Annotated in this window: 21 protein-coding genes and 1 pseudogene; 12 read left to right on the top strand and 10 right to left on the bottom strand. The window is 69.0% G+C overall.

Features of this window, described 5'->3' with window-relative positions:
• Position 1 precedes the first annotated feature (1 nt).
• Together mshA and LX12_RS15030 are read right to left on the bottom strand one after the other, a co-directional pair.
• Positions 2-1,360, bottom strand: a complete 1,359-nt coding sequence (mshA, locus tag LX12_RS15035; protein ID WP_253655385.1) for a D-inositol-3-phosphate glycosyltransferase — start codon at positions 1,358-1,360, stop codon at positions 2-4.
• Positions 1,357-2,202 carry an alpha/beta fold hydrolase gene (locus LX12_RS15030; protein ID WP_372505054.1) on the bottom strand — a complete coding sequence of 282 codons (846 nt, stop codon included), beginning with the start codon at positions 2,200-2,202 and terminating at the stop codon, positions 1,357-1,359. The genes mshA and LX12_RS15030 overlap by 4 nt, the downstream gene beginning before the upstream one ends.
• 287 nt (positions 2,203-2,489) lie before the next feature.
• Between LX12_RS15030 and LX12_RS15025 the strand changes: the two genes are divergently transcribed.
• The 5 genes and pseudogenes from LX12_RS15025 to LX12_RS15005 all read left to right on the top strand — a co-directional run bounded on the left by LX12_RS15025 (position 2,490) and on the right by LX12_RS15005 (position 8,597).
• Positions 2,490-3,464: a pirin family protein gene (locus tag LX12_RS15025; RefSeq protein WP_253655383.1), complete on the top strand. Its 975-nt coding sequence runs from the start codon at positions 2,490-2,492 to the stop codon at positions 3,462-3,464.
• Positions 3,465-3,632: 168 nt separating this feature from the next.
• Positions 3,633-5,818: pseudogene (locus LX12_RS15020) on the top strand (SulP family inorganic anion transporter).
• Between the two features lie 112 nt (positions 5,819-5,930).
• Positions 5,931-6,869 carry a metal ABC transporter solute-binding protein, Zn/Mn family gene (locus LX12_RS15015; protein ID WP_308214019.1) on the top strand — a complete coding sequence of 313 codons (939 nt, stop codon included), beginning with the start codon at positions 5,931-5,933 and terminating at the stop codon, positions 6,867-6,869.
• 28 nt (positions 6,870-6,897) lie between these two features.
• Entirely contained in the window at positions 6,898-7,716 is an 819-nt protein-coding gene (locus tag LX12_RS15010) for a metal ABC transporter ATP-binding protein (protein WP_253655382.1), read from the top strand.
• Positions 7,713-8,597: a metal ABC transporter permease gene (locus tag LX12_RS15005; RefSeq protein WP_253655381.1), complete on the top strand. Its 885-nt coding sequence runs from the start codon at positions 7,713-7,715 to the stop codon at positions 8,595-8,597. Before LX12_RS15010 ends, LX12_RS15005 begins: the two co-directional genes overlap by 4 nt.
• A 182-nt stretch (positions 8,598-8,779) precedes the next feature.
• On the opposite strand, the gene LX12_RS15000 is transcribed toward LX12_RS15005, so the two are convergent.
• From LX12_RS15000 to LX12_RS14990, 3 genes are read right to left on the bottom strand one after another with little or no spacing between them, the layout of a single operon-like run.
• Complete coding sequence (locus tag LX12_RS15000; RefSeq protein ID WP_253655380.1) at positions 8,780-9,811, bottom strand: cation diffusion facilitator family transporter; 1,032 nt, start codon at positions 9,809-9,811, stop codon at positions 8,780-8,782.
• Positions 9,808-10,212 (bottom strand): ArsR/SmtB family transcription factor, encoded by a 405-nt coding sequence (locus LX12_RS14995; protein ID WP_253655379.1) that lies wholly within the window; start codon positions 10,210-10,212, stop codon positions 9,808-9,810. Before LX12_RS14995 ends, LX12_RS15000 begins: the two co-directional genes overlap by 4 nt.
• A gap of 39 nt (positions 10,213-10,251) precedes the next feature.
• Complete coding sequence (locus LX12_RS14990; protein WP_253655378.1) at positions 10,252-10,671, bottom strand: DUF2599 domain-containing protein; 420 nt, start codon at positions 10,669-10,671, stop codon at positions 10,252-10,254.
• Positions 10,672-10,769: 98 nt separating this feature from the next.
• Between LX12_RS14990 and LX12_RS14985 the strand changes: the two genes are divergently transcribed.
• The gene (locus tag LX12_RS14985; protein WP_253655377.1) at positions 10,770-11,621 is read left to right on the top strand and encodes an alpha/beta fold hydrolase; all 852 of its coding nucleotides are present in this window, start codon (positions 10,770-10,772) and stop codon (positions 11,619-11,621) included.
• Here the strand turns inward: LX12_RS14985 and LX12_RS14980 are convergent.
• Positions 11,550-13,115 carry a carboxylesterase/lipase family protein gene (locus LX12_RS14980; protein ID WP_253655376.1) on the bottom strand — a complete coding sequence of 522 codons (1,566 nt, stop codon included), beginning with the start codon at positions 13,113-13,115 and terminating at the stop codon, positions 11,550-11,552. The two genes, LX12_RS14985 and LX12_RS14980, sit on opposite strands and share 72 nt — an antisense overlap.
• A 22-nt stretch (positions 13,116-13,137) precedes the next feature.
• On the opposite strand from LX12_RS14980, the gene LX12_RS14975 reads away from it, so the two are divergent.
• A complete protein-coding gene (locus LX12_RS14975) occupies positions 13,138-13,905 on the top strand; it encodes a LamB/YcsF family protein (protein ID WP_253655375.1) in 768 nt (255 codons plus the stop codon).
• Between the two features lie 383 nt (positions 13,906-14,288).
• Here LX12_RS14975 and LX12_RS14970 read toward each other — a convergent pair whose 3' ends face one another.
• From LX12_RS14970 to LX12_RS14960, 3 genes are all read right to left on the bottom strand, one after another.
• Complete coding sequence (locus LX12_RS14970; RefSeq protein WP_253655374.1) at positions 14,289-14,795, bottom strand: DUF6764 family protein; 507 nt, start codon at positions 14,793-14,795, stop codon at positions 14,289-14,291.
• A 237-nt stretch (positions 14,796-15,032) separates the two neighbouring features.
• Entirely contained in the window at positions 15,033-18,053 is a 3,021-nt protein-coding gene (locus tag LX12_RS14965) for an MMPL/RND family transporter (RefSeq protein WP_253655373.1), read from the bottom strand.
• A gap of 111 nt (positions 18,054-18,164) precedes the next feature.
• Entirely contained in the window at positions 18,165-18,773 is a 609-nt protein-coding gene (locus LX12_RS14960; protein WP_372505037.1) for a TetR/AcrR family transcriptional regulator, read from the bottom strand.
• A 102-nt stretch (positions 18,774-18,875) separates the two neighbouring features.
• On the opposite strand from LX12_RS14960, the gene LX12_RS14955 reads away from it, so the two are divergent.
• Positions 18,876-19,352, top strand: a complete 477-nt coding sequence (locus LX12_RS14955) for a PaaI family thioesterase (RefSeq protein WP_253655372.1) — start codon at positions 18,876-18,878, stop codon at positions 19,350-19,352.
• Positions 19,353-19,357: 5 nt separating this feature from the next.
• Here the strand turns inward: LX12_RS14955 and LX12_RS14950 are convergent, their stop codons facing one another.
• Complete coding sequence (locus tag LX12_RS14950; protein ID WP_253655371.1) at positions 19,358-20,383, bottom strand: AraC family transcriptional regulator; 1,026 nt, start codon at positions 20,381-20,383, stop codon at positions 19,358-19,360.
• Positions 20,384-20,482: 99 nt separating this feature from the next.
• Between LX12_RS14950 and LX12_RS14945 the strand changes: the two genes are divergently transcribed.
• Genes LX12_RS14945 through LX12_RS14930 form a run of 4 tightly spaced genes read left to right on the top strand, consistent with a single transcriptional unit; the run spans position 20,483 to position 24,109 of the window.
• Complete coding sequence (locus tag LX12_RS14945) at positions 20,483-20,803, top strand: 2Fe-2S iron-sulfur cluster-binding protein (RefSeq protein ID WP_253655370.1); 321 nt, start codon at positions 20,483-20,485, stop codon at positions 20,801-20,803.
• 26 nt (positions 20,804-20,829) lie between these two features.
• Positions 20,830-22,221: a cytochrome P450 gene (locus LX12_RS14940; RefSeq protein ID WP_253655369.1), complete on the top strand. Its 1,392-nt coding sequence runs from the start codon at positions 20,830-20,832 to the stop codon at positions 22,219-22,221.
• Positions 22,218-23,417, top strand: a complete 1,200-nt coding sequence (locus LX12_RS14935; RefSeq protein ID WP_253655368.1) for an NAD(P)/FAD-dependent oxidoreductase — start codon at positions 22,218-22,220, stop codon at positions 23,415-23,417. Before LX12_RS14940 ends, LX12_RS14935 begins: the two co-directional genes overlap by 4 nt.
• Positions 23,414-24,109, top strand: coding sequence for a transglutaminase-like domain-containing protein (locus tag LX12_RS14930; protein WP_253655367.1), 696 nt, complete (start codon positions 23,414-23,416; stop codon positions 24,107-24,109). Before LX12_RS14935 ends, LX12_RS14930 begins: the two co-directional genes overlap by 4 nt.

Raw genomic sequence — 24,109 nt, 5'->3', positions numbered from 1 at the left:
GTCAGGCGCGGATTCCCGCCCGGCGCCGGGCCCACCGTCGCGTACGGGCCGTCGCGCCGACCGCGGCGGATCGGGCGGTGCGGGCGGCGTCGTCGAGACGGCGCTGCGCCGCGGCGTAGTCGCCGACGGCGCGGTGGTAGCTGTCGAGCAGATGGTCGGCGGTGGACGCCCACGAGAACCGGCGGGCGTGCAGCGCCGCAGCCTCACCCATCCGGGTCACCGCCTCCGGCGACGCCAGTGTCGCGTCGAGGGCTGCGGTCCACCGGTCGACGTCGTGTCCGTCGACGAGCGTGCCCGTGACACCGTCGTCGACGGCGACGCCGAGTCCGCCGACGTTCGCGGCGACGACCGGGACACCGCTGGCCTGCGCCTCGACGGCGACCAGGCCGAAGCTCTCCGAGTAGCTCGGCACACCGACGACGTCCGAGGCGCGGTAGACCTGCGCCAGTCGGCGCGGCGGCTGCGGCGGCAGGAACGTGACCGACTCGGCGACACCGAGCTCACGGGCGAGGTCGATGAGGGCGGTGGGTCGGGCCAACCCGGATCCCGACGGTCCACCGACGACGAGCAGCCGCATGCGTCGCCGTCCGTCGCGGATGAGCGGCGCGACAGCGCGCAGCAACACGTCCGGGGCCTTGAGCGGCTGGATGCGGCCGACGAACGTCACGACGGTCTCGTCGTCGGCGAGATCGACCCCGAGCGAGCGCAGTTCGGCGCGAGCCTGCTGCCGCGACCCGGGCCGATAGACGTCGAGGTCGACGCCGGGGGTCGCGACGTCGACGCGGGCGGGGTCGGCGTGGTGGATCGAGATGAGTTGACGCGCCTCGGCGTCGGTGTTGGCGACGAGGCGGTCGGCCTCGTCGACGACCTGCTGTTCACCGATCTGCCGCAGCATCGGTTCCGGTTCGTCGCCGGCGGCGAGCGAGGCGTTCTTCACCGCGGCCAGGGTGTGCGCGGTGTGCACCAGCGGCACCCGCCAGCGGTCGCGGGCGAGCCAGCCGACCTGCCCCGACAGCCAGTAGTGCGAGTGCACGAGGTCGTAGTGGCCTGGCGGGTGCAGCGCCTCGGCCCGCAGGACCCCCGCGGCGAACGCGCACAGCTGCGTCGGGAGGTCGCGCTTGTCGAGCCCCTCGAACGGCCCGGCCACCACGTGGCGCACCGTGATGCCGTCGGCCGCGTCGACCACGGGCTCGTCCGCCGACGACGTCGCGCGGGTGAAGATCTCGACCTCGACGCCCCGGCGCGCCAGTTCGCGGGCGGTCTGCCAGACGTAGACGTTCATGCCACCGGCGTCACCTGTACCGGGCTGGGCGAGCGGTGAGGTGTGCACCGACAGGACGGCGACGCGACGCAGGGTCATCGCGCGCCTCCCGCGGCCGACGCGACCGACACCGCCCGCTCGACGAGCCGGTCCAGCGCGGCGGCGAACCGCGCGGGGTCCTCGACGAACGGCGCGTGCCCCGCACCCTCCCAGAGGTCGACGTCGACGTCGCCGGACAGCAGGCCCGCGGCGTGGTGGGCGGCACTCACGTCGACGACGGTGTCGTCGGTGCCGTGCAGGACGAGCACCGGCATCGCCAGCGTCGGGAGCATGTCGTCGTGGGAGGCGGTGCGGGCGAACAGTCCGGCGCGGGCGGCGGGACGGGTCGAGAGCGAGGCACCGAAGAAGTACTGCGAGATCGTTCCGAGGTCGGGGCGGTCGGCCGGGACGAGCGCCGCCCCGAACGACGACAGCGCGCGGATCGCGGTGCGCGGGTCCTCGGAGTAGGCGTCGGGCAGCGCCGCGCGCATCGCGGTCCCGACCCGACCACCGCGCTCGCCGCGCCCCAGCGACGTGATGGCCCCGACGAGACCGACACCCGCGATCGGCGGACCGTCGGTCACGCCCGCGGCGCGCGAGGCCAGGAGATCGCAGATCACCAGGCCGCCGTAACTCCACCCCACGGCGACGACCCCGTCGTCGCCCGCCTCGGCCGCGAGCACGGCCTCGACGTCACCGACGAGGAGGTCGGCGGAGAACCCGTCGCCGGGGTCGTCGGAGGTGACGGGCATCCCGGAGGCGCCGTGGCCGCGCAGGTCCACGGCGATCACCCGGTGCCGTGTCGCGAGGTCGGCCAGGAGATCGGCGCCCCAGCTGCCGCCGTTCTGCGCCCACCCGTGGATCAGCAGCAGCGTCGGGCGGTCGGCGGCGTCGCCCCACACGCGGTAGGCGACGGCGACACCGTCGGGGCCGGTCACCGACCGCACCGCGGCCGTCACCGGACCCCCTGCGGCTGTCGACGCCGCTCCGCCCGCGGTCGTGGGCTGCACGCTGGACATGTCTCCACAGTAGGCACCCGGCACGGGCGGTCACGGTCGGCCGCGACCGACATCACGCCGGGGAACAATACGGACCGCGGTCCGGTTACATCGGGTGTCCCGCCCACCGGGACGCGATCGGCAACGATCGTCACCGACGCGCGCCAGACCGCGCCGCGAGGAGGACCACCATGCCCGCAGTCACCGCAGACACGTTGACGCTCGACCGTGTCGAGGGCCCCGCCCCCACCGACACCGAGCGTCCGGTCCGTTCCGTCACCACCGGCCCCCGGGGCTACGAGGGCGAGGGCTTCCCCGTCGTCCGCGCCTTCGCGGGCGTCAGCAAGGCCGACCTCGACCCGTTCATCCACATGGACCAGATGGGCGAGGTCGACTACGAGCCCGGTGAGCCCAAGGGGACCAGCTGGCACCCGCACCGCGGCTTCGAGACCGTCACCTACATCATCGACGGCAAGTTCGCCCACCAGGACAGCCACGGCGGCGGCGGACTCATCGCCGACGGCGCCACGCAGTGGATGACCGCGGGCGCCGGCATCCTGCACATCGAGACCCCGCCGGCCGAACTGGTCGAGAGCGGCGGCGTCTTCCACGGCATCCAGCTCTGGGTCAACCTGCCGCGGTCGGAGAAGTTCTCCACGCCCGCGTACCAGTCGATCGAGGGCGAGCAGACCCGCCTGATCTCGTCGCCCGACGGCGGGTCGCTGGTCCGCATCATCGCCGGCTCCATCGGCACCCACCGCGGACCGGGGTCGACGCGGACGCCGATCACGCTGGCCCACGCCACCGTCGAGCCGGGTGCGCAGCTGAACGTGCCGTGGCAGCGGGACCACAACGCGCTCGTCTACGTCCTCTCCGGCGAGGGCACCGTCGGCCCGCTCGGTCACCCGATCGCGGGCGGACAGCTCGCGGTGCTGGGACCCGGGGACCGCATCACGGTCTCGGCGTCGGGCACCCAGGACTCGAACCGTCCCGCCATGGAGGTGCTGCTGCTCGGCGGCCGCCCGATCCGCGAACCGGTCGTCGCCTACGGGCCGTTCGTGATGACCACCAAGCAGGAGGTCGTCGACGCGATCGAGGACTTCAACGCAGGGCGGTTCGGCGTGATCCCCGCCGATGCGCTGATGCCGCACCGCTCGGTGCGGTGACCGTCGTCATCTGACGAGCCGTCGCAGGGCCGGGGTCACACCCGGGCCCTGTGACGTCCCACAGTCCCGCCGGGGTCCCGATCGGGCTCGCTCCAGACTTCCGAGTCATTTATGTCTCTTGGTAAACGATTTAAGATCGCTTTAACAATTCGCCCGTACGTTGCGGTCATGCACCGACCAGCCGCCCTGTCGCCGGCGTCCCTCCGCGATGTCCTCCGCTACGACGTGCCGTCGTCGCTCGTCGTCTTCCTTGTCGCACTTCCTCTTTCGCTCGGCATCGCCATCGCCTCCGACGCGCCCGTGATGGCCGGCCTCATCGCCGCCGTCGTCGGCGGTATCGTCGCGGGCGCCCTCGGCGGCGCTCCCCTGCAGGTGAGCGGTCCCGCCGCCGGCCTCACCGTCGTCGTCGCCGAACTCGTCGCCACGTTCGGCTGGAAGGTCACCACCTTCATCACCGTCGGCGCGGGTGTCCTGCAGATCCTGTTCGGGCTCAGCCGGATCGCGTCGGCCGCGCTGGCCATCGCGCCCGTGGTGGTGCACGCGATGCTCGCGGGCATCGGCGTCACCATCGCCCTGCAGCAGATCCACGTGCTGCTCGGCGGCACCACGCAGAGCTCGGCGTGGGAGAACGTCGCCGCACTCCCCGGATCGATCGCCGACGTCTCGTGGCCCGAACTGCTCGTCGGCGGCATCGTCGTGGTCGTCATGCTGGGGTGGCCGTCGCTGCCGGCATCGGTGCGCAAGGTGCCCGGCCCGCTGGTGGCCATCGTCGCCGCCACCGCGGTCTCCCTCGCCGCCGGACTCTCGGTCGACCGGATCTCGCTCGACGGCAATTTCTTCCAGGCGCTGGCCCTGCCCGAACTGCCATCCGGGAACTGGGGTGCGGTGGTCCTCGGCATCATCACCGTCGCCCTGATCGCGAGCGTCGAGTCACTCCTGTCGGCGGTCGCGGTGGACAAGATGCACACCGGTCCGCGGACCGACTTCAACCGCGAGATGCTCGGGCAGGGCACCGGCAACATCGTCTCCGGCATGGCGGGCGGACTGCCCATCACCGGCGTCATCGTCCGCAGCACCGCCAACGTCGCGTCCGGTGCGCGCACGCGCGCCTCGGCGATCCTGCACGGCGTGTGGGTGCTCGTGTTCGCGGTGATGCTCACCGCCGTCGTCGAACAGATCCCGATGGCCGCGCTGGCCGGCCTGCTCGTGGTCATCGGTGTGCAGCTGGTGAAGCTCGCCCACATGCGCACCGCCCTGCGCACCGGCGACCTCGTCGTCTACGTGATCACCATCCTCAGCGTCGTGTTCCTCAACCTGCTCGAGGGCGTCGGCATCGGCCTGGCACTCGCCGTGGGGATCGTGGTGTGGCGCGTGGTCCGCGCCTCGATCACGTCGCAGCCGTTCGGCACGCCCGGTTCCCGACAGTGGGAGGTCGCGATCCGCGGGTCGCTCAGCTTCCTGTCACTCCCCCGGTTGAACCGGGCACTGGCCGAGGTCCCGGCCGGCGCGCACGTCACCATCTCGATTGACGCCGACTTCCTCGACCACGCCGCGTCGGAGCTGATCGGCGACTGGACCTGGGCGCACGAGGCCGGCGGCGGCACCGTCGTCGTCGAGGAGACGGGGATGGCCCTGCTCGCCGACGCCTCCACCGCCCCGCCGCGTCGCCACCAGGTCCGACGCCGCGTCCTCGGCATGACGCCGTGGCGCTCGCGCCGGACGGCCAGAGCCCGGCCTTGCGTCCCATCCGCACCGGCGTCGACCGCTATCACCGCGACGACGTCGACCACATGCGAGAGCTGATGGCGGGCCTCGTCGACCGTCAGGACCCCGACACGCTGTTCCTCACGTGCGCCGACTCGCGGCTCGTGCCGAACGTCATCACCTCGAGCGGTCCCGGCGACCTGTTCACCGTCCGCAACGTCGGCAACCTCGTGCCCACCGAGCCCCACACCGACCCGTCGGTCGAGGCGGCGCTGGAGTTCGCGGTCGAGCACCTCGGCGTCAGCTCGATCGTCGTGTGCGGCCACTCGTCGTGTGGAGCGATGACCGGGCTGCTCGCCGACGACGAGCCCGTCGGGGCGGTCGGCGCGTGGCTGCGCAACGCCCGGGGCAGCCTGGCGGCGTTCCGCAGCGGGCACCCCGCCGCCCGCAGCGCCGCCGACGCCGGGTTCGGCGAGATCGACCAGCTCGCGATCGTCAACGTCGCCGTCCAGATGCAGACACTGCAGCGACATCCGCTGGTGGGTCGGGCGATCGCCGACGGACGGGTGCTCGTCGCCGGGATGTTCTTCGACATCCCGACCGCACGCGTCATGGACGTCACCGCGACCGGCGTGACGGTCGCGGTGTAGCGGCACACCCGGTGGCCGACGCGACGAGGGGTGCGCCGGCAACCGGGTCCCGGGCGGGCAGGCCTTCTTGACAACGGTTACCATTTCCGACCGAGACGGCGAAGGAGTCCAGATGATGAGGCTGCGCGACAGGGCAGGACGTGTGCGGGCGGGTGTCGCGGCGGTGGCCGTGGCCACCGCGGTGGTGGTCACCGCGTCGGGATGCTCGGGCAACACCGGCCCCGCGGTACCCGGCACGTTGAACGTGATCGCGTCGACCGACGTGTGGGGTGCGGTCGCCAGTGCGGTCGCGGGCGACAAGGCCGGCGTGCGGTCGATCTACACCTCCCCCGACGGCGACCCCCACGAGTTCGAGCCGACCGCGCAGGACACCGCCACCATCAGCGGCGCCGACGTCATCGTCGAGAACGGCGCCGACTACGACGCCTACATGGACAAGGCGCAGAAGAACCCCGACACCCCCGTCATCAGTGCCTTCGACGCCTACAAGAAGGCGAACCCGAACGCCCCGACCGGCGAGGGACAGGTCAACGAGCACTTCTTCTACGACTTCGCGGTCGTGAAGGCCGTCGCGTCGGATCTCGCGAACGCCATGGCCGAAAAGGATCCGCCGAACCGCGACGCCTACCGGGCCAACGCAGAATCGTTCGGCCGGCAGATCGACGAGCTCGAGGGCAAGGCCGCGCAGATCAAGGCGGCCCACTCGGGCGTCAAGGTCGCGCAGACCGAACCACTGGCCGCGTACCTCCTCGCCGAGGCGGGTCTCGTCGACGCGACGCCGTCGGCGTTCACCGACGCCGTGGAGGCGGGCAACGATCCGCCCGCCGCGGCGATCGCGACCACCGAGGACCTCATCGGCAAGAAGGAGGTCGCCGCCCTGCTCTACAACGTGCAGGCGGTCGACGAGACCACCAAGCGGCTGCTGTCGGTCGCCGGGTCGAACGGCCTGCCGGTCGTGAAGATCTCCGAGACACTGCCCGAGGGCGTGTCGAGCTACGTCGCGTGGCAGACGACGAACGTCGACGCCATCGCCTCCGCGGTCGCGAAGTGAGCGCGGAACCGACTCCACCGCGGTCCCGGTGACCGCGCCCGCCGTCGAGATCCGCGGCGCACGACTGAGTTTCGGGCACCGTGTGCTGTGGAGCGACTTCGACCTGACGATCGCGCCCGGAGAGTTCATCGCCGTCCTCGGCCCGAACGGCTCGGGGAAGACGTCGCTGCTGCGCACCCTGCTCGGCCAATACCGCCTCGACGCGGGTGAGGTGCGCGTCGCCGGGTCCGTCGGCTACGTCCCGCAGCAGCGCCCCCACGACGAGGACGTCCCCCTGCGCGGTCGCGACCTCGTGGGGCTCGGCGTCGACGGCGCGCGATGGGGTGTCGGGTTCCGCCGCCGCGCGGCTCGTCGGTCAGCGGTGGACGCCGCGATCGACCAGGTCGACGCCCGCGCATTCGCCGACGCGCCACTGGGGTTGCTGTCAGGCGGTGAACAACAGCGCCTGCGGGTGGCGCAGGCACTCGCCTCCGACCCCGCGGTCCTGCTCTGCGACGAGCCGCTGCTGTCTCTCGACCCCAAGAACCAGGCCCGCGTCGCCCAGCTCATCGACCGCCGCCGTCGCGCCGCGTCGACCGCCGTGGTGTTCGTGACCCACGAGATCACGCCGATCCTGCCCTTCGTCGACCGCGTCGTGTACCTCGTCGACGGCCGGTTCCGGATCGGACGGACCGCCGACGTGATGACCTCCGAGACACTCACCGAGCTGTATCGCAGCCCCGTCGAGGTGCTCCGGGTCGCCGGTCGACTGGTCGTGGTGGGGGCCGACGACGCGTCCTGTCACGGGCAGGTCGACGCCGGCCAGGTGCCGGGCACCAACGAGGTCGTTCCGGAGACCGGCCGGTGAACGCCAGCGTCTTCGACCCGTCGCTCATCGGCTTCCTGCTGACCAAGGAGTTCGTCCAGCAGAGCCTGGCCGCACTGTTCTTCCTCGGCATCCTCGGTGGGGTCCTGGGTCCGATCGTCGTATCGCGGCAGATGGCGTTCGCCGTGCACGGCACCGCCGAACTGTCCTTCACCGGCGCTGCCGCCGCGTTGCTCGCCGGGTTCAGCGTCAACGTCGGCGGCATCCTCGGCTCGATCGTCGCCGCCGTCGTGTTCGGGCTGCTCGGCTACCGCGCCAAGGAGCGCGACTCCGTGATCGGGGTCGTCATGGCCTTCGGGCTCGGACTCGGGATCCTCTTCGTGTCGCTGTACGGCAAGGTCGGTACCGCGTTCGCGCTGTTGGCCGGTCAGGTTGTCGCCGTAGGGTCACAGGGCTTGATCGCCGTGGCCGTCACGACCGCCATCGTCCTCGCCGTAATGGCGATCATCTGGCGGCCACTGCTCTTCGCGAGCACCGACCCCGTCGTGGCCGAGTCGCTGGGACTGCCGACACGGACCCTGTCGGTGGTGTTCGCGGTCCTGCTCGGCGCGGCGGTCGCGCAGTGCGTGCAGATCATCGGGGCGCTGCTGGTGATGTCGCTCGTCATCACCCCCGCCGCCGCCGCGGTGCGTCTCACGGCGTCACCGGCGCGGGTCGTGGTGCTGTCGGTGGTCTTCGCCGAGATCTCCGCACTGGGCGGGTTCATCCTCTCGCTGTCCCCGAACGTGCCGTCGTCGGCGGTCATCACGTCGATCTCGTTCCTGATCTACGTCGTCTGCCGCGTCGTCGGCAGTCGACGGCGCCGCGCGTCGGGACGCGCGCTCGTCGAGGCCCCGGCCGCCACGACCGCCCCAGCGAGCTGACGCTCCACTTCCAGGGTTCGCGCTCCACCTACAGGGTTCCCGCTCCACGTGTTCGAGGACGCTCCGGAAGTATCCGGAGCGTCCTCGAACATGTGGAGCGTCTGGCCCGGCGACTCCCTGTATGTGGAGCGGGGACCCTACGAGTGGAGCGTTCGCCGGGCGACGCCACCAGAAGCGGAGCGTCAGGCGACGCGATGTCCTGGATAGGCGTGCACGAGCGCCGACGAGACCCCGGGGACGTGGTCGACGAGTTCGCGTTCGGCGCGGTGCGCGGTGGCGTGGGCGTCCTTCAGCGGTGCCGACTCGTCGACGTCGACCTCGATCTCGGCGTGCATCCGGTGGCCGATCCAGCGCATGCGCACGCCGGCCACCCCGAGCACGCCCGGCACCGCACCGACGACCCGCTCGGCCTCACCGACCACCGCGGGATCGACCGCGTCCATCAGCCGCCGCAGCACGTCCCGACCGGCCGTCCACAGCACACCGGCGATCGCGACGGTGATGACCAACCCGACGATCGGGTCCACGATCGGCGCACCGAGCGCCGTGCCCGCCGCCCCGCCGAGCACCGCCAGCGACGTGAACCCGTCGGTGCGCGCATGCTGACCGTCGGCGACGAGCGCGGCCGAGCCGATCGCCCGACCAACCCGGATCCGGTACTGCGCGACGAGCTCGTTGCCGACGAACCCGATCGCCCCGGCCGCGGCGACCCACGGCAGGTGCGTCGGCGACAGGGGGTCGACGAGGCGCCGGACGGCCTCGTACCCGGCGAGCACGGCGCTGGCCGCGATCATGACGATCACCACCAGACCGGCGAGGTCCTCCGCGCGTCCGAAACCGTAGGTGTAGCGACGGGTCGGTGAGCGGCGGCCGACGAGGAACGCCAGCGCGAGCGGGATCGCGGTGAACGCGTCCGAGAAGTTGTGGATCGTGTCGGCCAGCAGCGCCACCGATCCCGACAGCAGGGTCACGACCAGCTGAACCAGCGCGGTCGCGAACAGGACGGCGAAGCTGATCCCGACGGCCCTGATGCCTCGCACACTTCCCTCGACGGCGTCGTCGATGCGGTCGGCGGCGTCGTGGCTGTGTGGGGTCAGCGCGTGCGGGACGAACCGCCACACCCCCTGCGCGCGGTGATGGTCGTACCCGTCGTGCGCATGGTGATGGTCGTGGTCGTCGTGCGCATGGTGATGGTCGTGCGCGTGGTCGCTCATCGCCCCGACACGTCCCGGATCGGCTCGACGACCCCGGGCAGCTCGGCGTGCGCGTCGGCACGGTGATGTCCGGGGACACCGGGCCCGGCATGCTCGGCGTTGAAGACCGCGTCGACGACCATCTGCTGCACGTGATCGTTCTCCAGTCGGTAGAAGACGGTCGTGCCCTCCTTGCGGGTGCGGACCAGCCGCGCCATCCGCAGCTTCGCGAGGTGTTGGCTCACCGACGGCGCCGGTTTGCCCACCTTCTCGGCGAGCTCGGTGACCGAACACTCGCGGTCGACGAGGGCCCACAGCACCTGGACGCGAGTGGCGTCGGAGAGCATCCGGAAGACCTCGACGATCAGGGCGACCTGGTCGTCGGCGAGGGTTCGGCGGCAGACCTTCTTATCTGCATGCATACGCAGATAGTAGCGAACGGTCCCCGTACCGCCGACGGATCAGACCTCCGGGCCGCCGGGATTGCAGCGCGCCGCGATCATCTGCTGCTGGTCGACGACCGGCCGCCAGGGTTCGAGGTTCCAGCTGGGCTTGTCCGGCTCGACGAGCCGGGCGAAGGTCCAGTGACAGTCGAACTGCGCCTGCATGCCGGGCGTCCCCGCGGTCGGGTCGTCGGCGAGGACCTCCCGCCAGGCCTCTGCCGCGTCGCCGTCGCCCTGGGCGCGTCGGCCCGACGACGTCGGGTACACCTGCAGGCTGCGGCCCGACGGGGTGTCCACCCAGACGACGCGATCGATGTACGGCGGCGCGGCAGGCGACAGCGACGACGTGACGACGGCCGGCGGACCAGACGACGAGGACGGTGCGGACGCGGTCTCGCCTGCGCCCGGCGAACCGCACGCGGACACCGCGATCAGCACGAGGGCCCCGACCGCAGACGCCGACGCCCGTCGCGAGCAAGGTGTCGATCGGATGTCGATGTCCGCGCCTCTCCCCGGGATCTGCCAGCATGTTCGCCATGCCCACTCGGCCTGCCGTCGACCATACGCAGCCTGGTCCCGCCGCCCCCGAGGACGACGGCCGCACCGTCCGGCCCGGCGACTGTGTCGACGGTGGTTGCTACGTCGACGTCGGGGGCCACCCGATCTGGCACTTCGACTCCGGCGACGGCAGCCCCGTCGTCCTGCTCCACGGCGCGTTCGCCGGGGCGTCGTCGTTCGGTGCGCAGATCCCCGAACTGCTGAAGTCCGGGTGGCGGGTGCTGGCTCCGGAACGCGCCGGGCACGCCCACTCCCCCGACGACGCGCGACCGTTCCACTACTCACGCATGGCCGACGACACCATCACCTACCTCGACACCGTGCTCGGCGCACCGTCACGACTGGTCGGCTGGAGCGACGGCGCGGTCGTCGCGCTGCTCGTCGCTCGGCGACGCCCCGACCTGGTCGACCGGATGGTGCTCGTCGGTCAGTACTTCAACAGCGACGGCAAGGTCGCCGACGGGATCACCGACTCGCTGCTCGTCGGTTCGGAGACGATGCGGTTCCTGTCGGCCGAGTACGACGCGGTGAGCCCCGACGGTCCGGACCACTTCCCCGAGATCCATCGCAAGACCATGGAGATGATCACGTCGGAACCCGAGATCGACCTCACCACGCTCGCCGAGGTCGAGACGCCGACGCTGGTGATCCAGGGTGATCGCGACGAGGTCACCGTCGCGCACACGCTCGACGTGGTCGACGCGCTGGGCGACGCGCGGGCAGCGGTGTTGCCGGGTACGCACCTGCTGCCGCTGGAGTCACCCGACGTCTTCAACCCGCTGATGCTGTCCTTCCTCGCCGGAGATCCCCCCGCCGAGTGGGACCTCTGAGTACGAGCGGTACCCGGCCCACGCCTCGCGACGCTGCGCCTTCGGATCGAACTCGACGCGCAGCGGGTCGTCGATGATCCGTACCGCCCGCGTCTGCGTGTCGTAGCGCGGCCAGCCGGACCGCGGCGCACCCGTCGCCGCGAACGATCCCCAGTCGGCCTGCACGGCCTCGGTGACGCGTCGCGCACCGTGCTTGTCACCGGCCGCGGTGAACAGCCTCCCCCACGGTGAGGTGAGGAGACCGAACACGGCCATCAGCTCCATCGCGTGGGTCGGCCCGAAGCCGGCCCAGTCGAGGATGCGGGTCGAGTAGTCGTAGCGGTACATGTACGTCGGCGCGTGTCGGCTGTGACCGTCCGCGATCGCCACCGAGGGCGCCCAGAAGATCATGTCGCCCATGATCTTCCGGCACGCGGCGGGTTCCGGGAAGCCGGGATAGGCGGCGAGGATCGCATCCCGGACCTCGGGACGGGCCCCCTCCAGCGACCGGCGTACCGCGCCGGGCGACGTCGGCAACACCGGGAACACCTTGGCGAAGAGGTTGGCCTCGACGCGGTTCGTCCCGATGATCAGCGGGACCGGGTGGGTGCGCCCGTCGGCCGCGGCGTCGATGGGGTCCTGTGGCAGGAGCACGCCGTCGATCGTCGGGCCGAACGGCTGCGCGCCCGGGACGAGCTTGCCTGCCTTGCGCGCGAGACGATCTCCGGCGCGACCGAGTTCACCCGGTGTCGCGGTGTGCAGGGCGGCGACCGGGTCGTCGTGGGTCTCGCCCAGGATGTCGACGTAGGTCTCGGCGAACGTCGTCGCCCACTCCTGCGGGAGTGTGAGCGCGGGTGCCGAGCTCTGCGCGATCGCGCGGGCGAAGAGTCCCTCCGCCGACGGCGTCGCGAGCAGGGTGGTCACGGCGTTGCCGCCGGCGCTCTCCCCGAAGACGGTGACGTTGTCGGGGTCGCCGCCGAACCCGGCGATGTTGCGTTGCACCCACTGCAGCGCGGCGAGCTGGTCCCGCAGGCCGAGGTTGCCGTCGAACGGTCGCTGTTCGGTGGAGAACCCGGTGAGGTCCAGGTAGCCCAGCGCGCCGAGGCGGTAGTTGATGGACACGTAGACGACGCCGGTCGCCCGGACCAGCGAGTCGCCACGGTAGGTCTGTGACGAGCCGAGGATGTAGGCGCCGCCGTGGATGAAGACCATGACCGGCAGCGGACCGCTGCGGCGCGCCGGCGCGATGATGTTGAGGGTGAGGCAGTCCTCGCTGACGGGCTGGTGCTTGTTGATGCCGGTCGTCGTGTAGCGACGTGCCTGCGGTGCCGCGTTGCGGAAGCTGACGCAGCGACGGACGCCCCGCCAGCCGACCGGGGGTTGCGGCGCCCGGAAGCGCCGCTCCCCGATCGGCGGTGCGGCGTAGGGGATCCCGCGCCAGGAGTGCAGTCCGTCGTGCGCGACCCCGTCGACGACACCGTTCTCGGTGGTCACGAGCGTGTCAGCGTGTCCCATGGATCGACACTAGCCTGTGCTCATGGCCACTCCGCGGACCGATCTCAACGCCGATCTCGGCGAGGGGTACGGGGTGTGGCGCCTCGGCGACGACGAGGCGCTGCTGTCGGTGGTGACGTCGGCGAACGTCGCCTGCGGCTTCCACGCCGGTGACCCCGCGGGACTCCGACGGACCTGCGCCGCGGCGGTCGCCGCCGGGGTGCGGATCGGGGCGCAGGTCTCCTACCCCGACCGCGTCGGGTTCGGGCGACGTTTCGTCGACGCAGCGCCGGACGACCTCGCCGCCGACGTGATCTACCAGATCGGCGCGCTCGACGGCATCGCCCGGTCGGTGGGCGGTCGGGTCGACTACGTCAAACCGCATGGCGCGCTGTACAACACGATCGTCCACAAGGAAGACCAGGCGCGGGCCGTCGTCGCGGCGGTCGCTGCGGTCGACGCGACCCTGCCGCTGGTGACGCTGCCGGGCTCGGTCGCAGCGCGGTTCGCGCGCGAGGCCGGACTCCGCGTGATCGCCGAGGGCTTCGCCGATCGTGGTTATCGGTCCGACGGGTCACTCGCCCCGCGCGGCACCGAGGGAGCGGTGCTCACCGACACCGCCGAGATCTGTTCGCGCACAGTCCGTATGGTGACCGCCTGCGAGGTGGTCGCCGTCGACGGGACGGTCGTGTCGGTCGACGTCGACTCCATCTGCCTGCACGGTGACACCCCGGGCGCGATCGAGCACGCCCGCGCCGTCGCCTCGGCGCTGGCCGACGCCGGTGTCCGGCTCAGATCGTTCCTGCCGTGATATCTCAGACCAACTCACGTGGAGACACACCGTCTCCGGCGCATCGATAGCCGCCGCTGACCGCCACGACGGGACGATAGCGCTCTCTCGTCTTGCCGGGCTGAGCACGACCGAAGAGGGGGCGGCTCTACCCTTCCGGAAGGTCACATGTCGGGGATGCGCTGCGCACGCGCCCGACGCCGGACGGCCGAACCGACGACATCAGAACGCAATTATTGACATCGTCGGTCCGACCGACTGCAGAACGCTCATCGTCGGCATCTTCCCCCGCCGCGATCTTGGTGAGATGACCGCTCGGCGTCTGTCACCGAAGCGCACCCCGTCACACAGTGTGGGTGGTCACGCCGCATCCCGTGTCACGGAGCATGTGTACGGCTGCGCGTTCAGCGGTTGCCGAGCGGGATCGAACCATTACCCAGGTTGATGCAACCCGAGAACGTCTGGAAGTCGCCGGCGAAGCCCTGACCGCCGGTGCAGGTGGCGGCCGAGGTGCCGGTGACGGTGACGGTCGCGCCGGGGCCGGCGATGCCGATCGCGAGGCCCGGCTTCACTCCTGTCAGGTTCACGATCGCGCCCCGACCCGAGGCGATCGCCGCCGGTGCGGCGAAGTTCTGAGCCTGCGAGGTGGCCCTGCCACCACCGAGACCGATCGCCAGCGACAGGCCATTGGCCTTGGCGTCGGCCGACGCGGCACCCTTCGTGTCACCGATGCCGGCCGAGGTGCCGGTTGGTGACGACGTGGCCGAGCAGTTGTCGGTGACCGACGTCTGGTTCGGCAGGGCGGGGCAGGCGAGCGGCGCGGCGGACGCCGGGGCGGCGGCGAAGGCGATGCCGGCACCGGCGAGCAGGGTGAACGCTCCGGTGGTCGCGATACGACGAGAAGTGGACATCAGAATCCTTTGTTCGAAGGGGTTGCTCAATCAGTGTGCCGCACGCTGCGGCGGCACATCAAACGCGTTGCGGCACAACTTTATTACATTCTCCAGCATGGCGATGTGGTCATCGCATCACCGTTCTGGACATCAAGGAAGCTCGACGACGGGCGCGACTCTGTCTGACGCACACTTCCTTCCGATGGGCGCGCAAAGTCGACGTCTCCGGCCAAGCCTCCCGATGGCATACCCGAGTCAGGTCACGCCGTGTTTGCCTGGCCACCAGCTCGCAGGTCCGGCGAGGGTGGCGATTGCGGGTACGACGATGGTTCGGACGATGAAGGTGTCGAGGAGTAGTCCGACACCGATGATGAGGCCTACTTGGGTCATGATGGCGATCGAGCCGACCATGAGTCCGAACATGCTGGCCGCGAAGATGAGGCCGGCGGAGGTGATGACGGAGCCGGTGTTGGTGACGGTTCGTAGGACTCCGATGCGGATGCTGCGGTGGGATTCCTCGCGCAGCCTGGAGATCAGCAGCATGTTGTAGTCGGCGCCGACGGCGACGAGCACGATGAACGCGAGAAGCGGTACTGGCCATGCGATCTCGGTGTGAAGGATGTGTTGGAAGATCAGCACCCCGATGCCGAGTGCGGCGCCATAGTTGAGGATGACGGTTCCCAGCAGGTACAGCGGTGCGATGAGTGCTCGGAGGAGTGCGATCAGGATGACGCCGACGATGATGAGGGTGGCCAGGGCCAGGAGTCGGAAGTCGTGGCTGAGTAGGCGTTGCAGGTCGGCGTTGATGGCGGGGAATCCCGCGAGCGACACCGATGCGTTCTGTAGGGCGGTGTTGGGTTTCGCTGTCTGGGCCGCGGTGGTGATGGTGTTGGTGAGTTCGATCGCGTGGCTGCTGTATGGATCGGCGTCGCTCTGGATGGCGTAGCGCACTGTGCGTCCGTCTGGGGAGACGAATTGCGCGGCGACGTCGGAGAATTTCTGGTTGGCGAACGCGTCGGGCGGTAGGTAGAAGCCTGTGGCGGCGTCCGAGCCGCGGGTTTCCCGGGCGGTGGTCTGCAGTTGCGCGGCGAGCGTGGCCATCCCGGCGAGCTGTTGCAGGTTGCTGTCGACGAGTGCGGCCACTCCCCCGGCGATGGCGCGGGAGCCGGCGGCGAGTTGACTCACCCCATCCTGGAGCTGGGCGAGCTGAGCGGGGAGGTCGCGGGCGGTGACAGCACCCAGCGTGGTGTCGAGAGTGTCGACTGCGGTGGTGAGTTGCGTGGTGATGGTGGTGATGGGTGTGCCCAGGTTGCTCAGTTGACCGGAGAGTGCGCCGATTTGGGGGAGGAAGTCGGAGTCCCGCAGTGTGCTCAGGGTCCGGAGCTGCTGCTGGACGGCGGCGCACTGCGGGATCGGAGCGCACCAGGGAGCGTTGTCGAGTAAGGGCCGCGCGGCGCTCACGAGACTCAGAGCGTCGGATGCCTGCCGTGCTGCGGTGGCCAGTTGCGGTGCCTGCGCGGTGAGTTGGTCCAGTGCGGGTGCGGTTGTGCGGAGTTGGCCGAGCAGTGGCCGGTACTGCTGGATCTGTTGTCCTGCGGTCGTGGCCTGGTCGAGAATCCCTGACAGCGGTGTGAGGTTGGCGCGGATCTGGCTGTCGAGCGTGGCAAGTCCGGTTGCGAGTTGGTCGGCGCCGTCGCGGAGTTGGAACAGGTCGCCGGTGCGTGATCGGCCGTCACTGACTGCCGTGGCGAGTCGGTCACCGATCTGTCCGTTCTGCCAGGACAGCTGGGCTTGCTCGAGGCGGCTGCCGGTGGGTCGGGTGACGCCGACGACCCGGGTCACTCCCGGGACCTGCGCGACTCGTGATGCCAGGTCGTCGAGGTCAGCCAACCCTTTCGCGGTACGCATGTCGGTCGGGGACTGGATCACGAGGAATTCCGGGACGGTGGTGTTGGTCGGGAAGTGCCGGTCGAGCAGCGCGTAGCCCTCGTTGCTGTCGGTGGTGGCGGGTTGTCCGCTGCGGTCGTCGTAGGTGATGGTGATGCCCAACGCCACTGCGCCGAGGGCGAGTAGTGCGACCAGTGTCATTGCCAGCAGCGAGGCGGGGCGCCGCACGACGAGGACCGCGATGCGGTTCCAGTAGCGCCGTGTCAGGTCCGCGCGTGGTGCACCCCACCCGAGGTGGGAGGCGGCGTGCAGGACCGGCGGTAGCAGGGTGACCGTTGCGAGGAATCCGATGACGATCGCGATCGCACATGCCGGTCCGAGAGTCGAGAAGACGCTCAGTTTCCCGAACACCATTGCCAGAAACGCCAGGGCGACGGTTGCGGCGGAGGCGAGGATGACGCGCCCGATCGTGGCGGTGGCGTCGATGAGTGCCGGTGCGTGCTCGGCGCCCGACCGTAGTCGCTCGTGGTAGCGGCTGATGAAGAAGACCGTGTAGTCCACGCCGGCACCGAGCAGGATCACCGTCATGAACGCGACGGTGAACTGTGAGACGGGCATTCCGAGCTCGCCCAGCGCTGACACCACACCGCGCCCAACGCCGAGACTGATCCCGATCACCAGCAGGGGTACGAGTGCGGTGAACAGCGACCGGTAGACCACCAGCAGGATGAACGCGATCAGCAGAACCGTGGCCACGGTGATCACCACGAGGTCTTTCTCGGCCGTGACGATCTGATCGCTGAAGGTGGCCGTGGGCCCGGTGACGTGCACGGTGGTGCCGGTGCCGGAGAAGGAACGATCGGCGAGGTCGCGCACGGATTCCAGGGCGCGAGTGGCGGCAGGGCCGCCCAGCGTCCCGGTCAGCCCCACTGGCAGGTACCAGGCCGTCCCGTCGCGGCTCACCGCCTGTGACGCCGTCGTCGGATCCCCCACCAGGTCGCGGACGGAAGAGACATCGGCGGTGGCGCCACGAAGTTCCCGAACAAGCTCGTCGTAGCGTGCGCGCACCGTCGGGGTGAGGCCGCCACGGTTCTCCATGGCGATGAACACCGTTGTCTTGGCGCCTTTCTCACCGAACGCCGTGCCCATCCGGTCGAATGCCTGAAACGACGGCACCCCTGCAGGGATCGGGTCGACCGACTGCTGGCGCACGACCGTCTCCAGCTGCGGGAACGCCAGCGCCAACACCACACCCACCGCGAGCCACGCACCGACGACGACAACCTTGTGCGCCAGCGCGTACCGAGCCACCCGCGCAAGCGTGGCGCTGTATTCCGCGCGTTCCGACCGCGCGCCGGCCGATCGCCGTAAAGGGTGGTGCACCACCATCAACACCACTCCTGCCGGAAACGGAACTAGCTGGATCGGTACGCTACAGGATGTAGCGAAAACCGTGCGGCGATCGCTCGTCTTCGGACTGGGCGTGGATTGTTCGAGCGGTCAGGGCAGGCGGCGATGCGCCGTCAGGAAGTCGTCGACGATGCGGCGGCGGTCATCGGCGTCGACGGCCCGGATCCCGGTGAGTTTGGCGAAGATCAGTGGCCCGACGAGCTGGGTGATGGCCAGAGTGAGGTCGAAATCGTCGAGTTCGTCGACGGCACTGGCGCTGGTGAGTACTCGGTCGAACGGTTCGCGGTAGTGATCGACCACCCGCGCACGCAGTGGGGCAAGGGCGTTGCTCTGCTCGCCGGCCCGTTCAGGCACCATCGCCAACCACGCGACCGTGGTGACCTGTAGCGGTGCCTGTTCGATCACGGCCGCCTGACGGTCCATCAACCGGATCAGGTCCTCGCGCACCGAGCCCGACAGTTCGTGGCCATCGGCCTGGGGCAGCAAACGCTCGAAGGCGGCGGCCACCAGATCGGTGGTACTGCCGAAGTGCCGATAGAGGGTTGTGCGGGCAACCCGCGACACGCTGGTGACCGCCTCGACGGTCACAGCCTCCACTCCCCCGCTGCGCAGCAACACCGCCGTGGCGTCGAGTAGCCGGTTTCGGGACCGAACCCGCCGCGGATCGACGTCGTCGAGGCCATCGATGCTCACCGCCACCCGCGCTCTCCTCGCTGTTGGTCCACCACAGATGTGGCATTCTGCCAACGATACCGTCGGTAGCGGTCCGCTACCGGCACGAGCATCGATTCGAGGACTGTGATGTCAGCACCCGCCAGACTGCCCGCGCACTCCCCATCGTGCATGGGCTGCGGGCCGGACAATGCCAGCGGCCTGCAGCTCGAGGTCTACCGCGACGAGGACCGAGTTTTCGCCGATCACTCCTTCACCGAAAAGCATGCTGGTGGACCCGGCCTGGCGCACGGAGGGGCCATCTCGGCCGCGTGCGACGACATCATGGGATTCACGCTGTGGATCGCCGGCACCCCGGCCGTCACGCGCACGTTGACCGTCAAGTACCGCCGACCGGTGCCCCTGCACCTGCCAGTACGCCTCACGGCGTGGATCGACGAGGACGTCGATCACATCCTGCACATCGGGGCGAGCGGGACCGTGGAGGGCGAGACCTACTTCTCCGCCACCGGCGAGTTCGTGAAAGTCGACCTCACGCACTTCGCGCGCTACGCCGACACCTCCACGGTGGACACCTTTTTCGTTAATTTCCTCCGCGCGGACTGACCTGCTCAGGTGCCCGGCGCTGCCTGCTGATTCCCCGGTGCGCGGCGGAACTGAGTCGGGGAGCACCCGACCCACCGTGTAAACGCATGAGAGAAACTGGCGACGTCGGAGTACCCCAGTTCTGCGGCTATCTCGCCCACACCGATGCCAGGATCCAGCAGTCGCGCTGTCGCTCGTTCTTGAACAAACTGCTGCCGCAGGCGGCGCAGGGTGGTGCCCTCGGCGTGCAGGCGCCGCTTGAGTGTGCTCACCGATGTCGAGAGCTCCGCCGCGATACGAGTGCCGTCAGCGCGCGCAGGATCGGCGTCGAATTGTGCGCGGACCAGCTGCGTGTAGGAACTGGGCCTGCGCTGTTCGTAGACGCGTCGAAGCTCGGCGATACCGATCCGGTAGGCCACAGGGTCGGAGAAACGGCACACGTCGTGGAGCACAGCAGCCGGTATGTGCACGAACGCCGCAGGCGCGTCGAAAACGATCCGATGGCCGACCTCACCCACGACGATCGGGTCAGACGGCGCCTGGCACGTCAGATGAAGCTCCACGGAAGGGACGGCACCGGCGAGCATGTCCACCAACCGCAGGACAGCCAGACCACCGTAGGTAACGGCGAAACAATCGGTGCCGGCGCTGTCGGTGCGCCCGGCCAGAGCGATCGTCAGTCCAGACTCTCCGTGCTGGAACTCGGTGCTCAACGCGGTCGATATCAGGGGCAAGAACTGAAGCAGTTGAACAACTTCGACGACGGAACCCGCACTGACCAGCGGCAAACTCAGGGGACCGAACGAGGTCAGCTGGGCGTGCTCGGCGAACGCCACACCCAACCGGAACCCCTGCTGAGCGTCCATCGCCGGATACACCTCGTGAAACCACCGGACAGGTACCTGGCCCTGTCGCGCAATGACGGCCGCGAGATCGACGCCCTCGCGGGCCATGATGCGTCCGAACGCCCGCGTCTCCGCCGCGCCCAGGGCACCGCTGTCGACGAGCTGCGCGAACGCCAGCGGCGGCATCCCCAACTCGACAAGGCTCACATGAGCCAAATTAACAAGACATCGCGACGTCCGAGCCTGGATCAGGCACATCCGCCGCGCGCACACTCACTTCCACGACCCACGAATCAGGAGGTGGCCATGGCCACGATCACTTACGTGACCCACGACGGCGAGGACTACCCCGCGCCGGTGACCCCCGGCAGGTCACTGATGCAGATCGCAGTCGACGAGGCGATACCGGGCATCGATGGCGACTGCGGCGGTGAGGCGGCATGCGGAACGTGCCACGTCGTCGTCGACAGCGCGTGGATCGACACCGTCGGCCACAGCACAGACGTCGAAGAAGGCATGTTGAGCATGCATCCCGAGCGTGAAGCCAATTCGCGACTGGCCTGTCAGATGACCGCCAGCAACGAGTGGGACGGTCTGACCGTTCGCCTTCCCGAGTTCCAGTTGTGAACGGCTAGAGCGAAAGAGCAACGTCTATGAGCATCGCAACTGCCCTCGCCGACAAAGCGCAGTCCATGATCCCGATCGATCTACAGATCCGTGGCGCCCACGTCTATGACAAGACCCGCCGGATCGTCACTCGAACCGACGGCAAGAAGATCTTCACCGAGACCCCCATCCCGCCGGTCGAGGACGTCGAACTCACCGACATCGATCTGAGCAACCCATTTCTCTACCGACAGGGCATGTGGCGGTCCTACTTCGAGCGGGTGCGCAATGAGGCGCCCGTTCACTTCCAGCCCCGCAGTCCCTTCGGACCGTTCTGGTCGGTCACTCGACATGCCGACATCATCGCTGTCGACAAGAACCACGACGCGTTCTCCGCCGAACCGTTCATCATCATCGGTCGGCCGCCCCGATTCATGGACATCGCAATGTTCATCGCCATGGACCCGCCGCGGCACGACAAGCAGCGCGCCGCCGTCCAGGGAGTCGTCGCACCGAAGAACCTGCGCGAGATGGAGGGCCTCATCCGCTCCCGCGTCCGGGAGGTCCTCGACGAGCTACCGCTCGACGAACCGTTCGACTGGGTCCAGACCGTGTCGGTTGAACTGACCGCGCGGATGCTCGCGACGTTGCTCGACTACCCCTACGAGCAGCGCCACAAACTCGTCCAGTGGTCGGATCTGGCCACGTCGATGGAGCAGGCCAACGGCGGACCATCGGACAACGACAAGGTTTTTCGCGAGATGGTCGCGATGGCACAGGGCTTGAGTGCGTTGTGGCGAGACAAGGCCGCTCGGACCGCGGCAGGCGAAGAGCCCGGTTTCGACCTCATCACCATGCTGCAGAGCAACGATGACACCAACAACCTTCTCGACGACAGCCCCATGGAGTTCCTCGGGAACCTCGTGCTGCTGATCGTCGGCGGCAACGACACCACCCGCAACTCGATGAGCGGCGGAGTGCTGGCTCTCAACGAGTTTCCCGAGCAGTTCGAGAAACTCAAAGCCAACCCGGATCTGATCCCCAATGCCGTGTCGGAGATCATCCGGTGGCAAACCCCGCTGGCATACATGCGCCGGGTCGCCAAGAAGGACGTGATGCTCAACGGTCAGTTCATCCGCGCAGGCGACAAAGTCGTCATGTGGTACGCCTCCGGCAACCGCGACGAGCGGGTGTTTGACCGCCCGGACGAGCTCATCATCGATCGATCCAACGCACGCAACCACATCGCGTTCGGTTTCGGCGTGCACCGTTGCATGGGAAACCGACTGGCCGAATTGCAGTTACGCATTCTCTGGGAAGAACTCCTCGAGCGCTTCGACGACATCGAGGTGGTCGGTGATCCAGAGTACGTGCAGTCCAACTTCGTTCGCGGGATCAGCAAGATGATGGTCCGTCTGACCCCCAAGCAGGAGAAGTGACCGCTGATCGGGTCGTGATCGTCGGCGCCAGCCACGCCGGCGCACAGCTGGCGGCCAATCTGCGCAAAGAGAAGTGGGCTGGGGACATCCTGCTGATCGGCGACGAGGGCCGCCTGCCGTATCAGCGGCCACCGCTGTCCAAGGCATACCTGGCTGGCGGTTGCCATCTCGACGACGTCGCGATCCGCAGCCACCAGTTCTACGACAAGCAACGGATCCAACTCGTCGACGCAACCGTGACCTCGATCGACCGTGCAGAACGAACCGTCACTCTCGGCAACAACAACGCGGTGCCCTACTCCAAGTTGGCCCTGTGCACCGGCGCTCGAGCTCGCGCACTGCCGGTCCCCGGTGCCGACCTGCCGGGCGTGCACTATCTGCGCACCGCTACCGACGTCGAGGCCATCCGCGCCGCCGCGGTCCCGGGTTCGCGGGTCGTCATCGTCGGCGGCGGGTACATCGGCCTGGAGACAGCGGCCTCGCTTCGAACACTGGGTGTCGAGGTCACCGTCCTGGAGGCGGCAGGACGCGTACTCGAACGTGTCACGGCGCCCGTCGTGTCGGAATTCTTTGAGCGAATTCATCGCGAGAAAGGTGTTGAGGTACGGACCGACACAATCGTCGAAGGGTTCTGCGGCGACGAACGCGTCGCCGGCGTTGTCCTCGCCGGCGGAGAGACGCTGGCCGCTGAACTGGTCATCGTCGGCGTCGGCGTCATTCCGAACACGGAGCTCGCAGCAGCTGCGGGCATCGACGTCGACAACGGCATCCTCGTCGACGACCGCGCTCGTAGCAGCGACCCCGACATCCTCGCGGCCGGCGACTGCGTCAGCCACCCAATCGAGCGGTACGGCCGTCGCGCCCGTCTCGAATGTGTGGCAGCCGCCACCGAGCAGGCCAAGGTCGCGGCCGCCACCATCTGCGGCAACGACTCGGCTCTCTCGTCACTGCCGTGGTTCTGGTCCGACCAGTACGACTTGAAGCTGCAGATCGCCGGGCTGAACACCGGGTACGACGAGGTACTTCTCAGCGGTGATCCCGCCCACGACCGCGGCTTCACCTGTTACTACTTCCGCGACCGCGAACTGATCGCGGCTGACTGCATCAACCGGCCCCAGGACTTCATGACTGCCAAGCGCGCGATCGCGCAGCGCTCGTCGATCGACAGGGCCGAACTGATCGGAGCCACCTCGTGAACACCTCCCCCATGACCGCGAACAGGCCGGCAGCGGCGTTGGCGCGCTCGCGCTTTCTCGACATAGACCACGCCACCGTTCGGACCTTCACTCGCGAGGCTGTGGGCACCGCGGACACCGACCGGGACAAGGCCCGCCGACTGTTCGCCGCGGTGCGCGACGAGATCCGCTACGACCCGTACAGCGTCTCCGACGACCCGGAGCACTACCGGGCGAGCCACATCATCGAATCCGGACGTGGATACTGCGTCCCCAAGGCCGTCGTGCTCACCGCCGCATTCCGCGCCGCGCGTATCCCAGCGCGGCTCGGCTTCGCCGACGTCCGCAACCACCTACAAACGGGCACACTGCGTGAGCTGATGGGAACCGACGTCTTCGTTTATCACGGGTACAGCCACGTCTACATCGACGGCCGGTGGCTCAAGGCGACACCCGCGTTCAATTCGGAGCTGTGCGCACGGTTCGGAGTTGCCCCGATCGACTTCACCGGCGACAGCGACGCGTTGCTCCACGCTCACTCCGCGGACGGCTCCACACACATGGAGTACGTCCGCGAGAGAGGTGTGTTCGACGACCTGCCTCTCGACGACATCCTTGCGGCCCTCACAGAAGCCTACGGCCCTCTGATACTCGCGAGGCGTGCACTGCCGAAGGATGCATTTCATTCACGCCCCAACACAGGAGACTCGTGA

This window comes from Williamsia serinedens (assembly GCF_024171725.1).
GTDB classification, from domain to species: domain Bacteria; phylum Actinomycetota; class Actinomycetes; order Mycobacteriales; family Mycobacteriaceae; genus Williamsia_A; species Williamsia_A serinedens.
The sequence above is the reverse complement of the archived record's forward strand: the minus strand, read 5'-3'. Positions and strand labels throughout refer to the sequence as shown.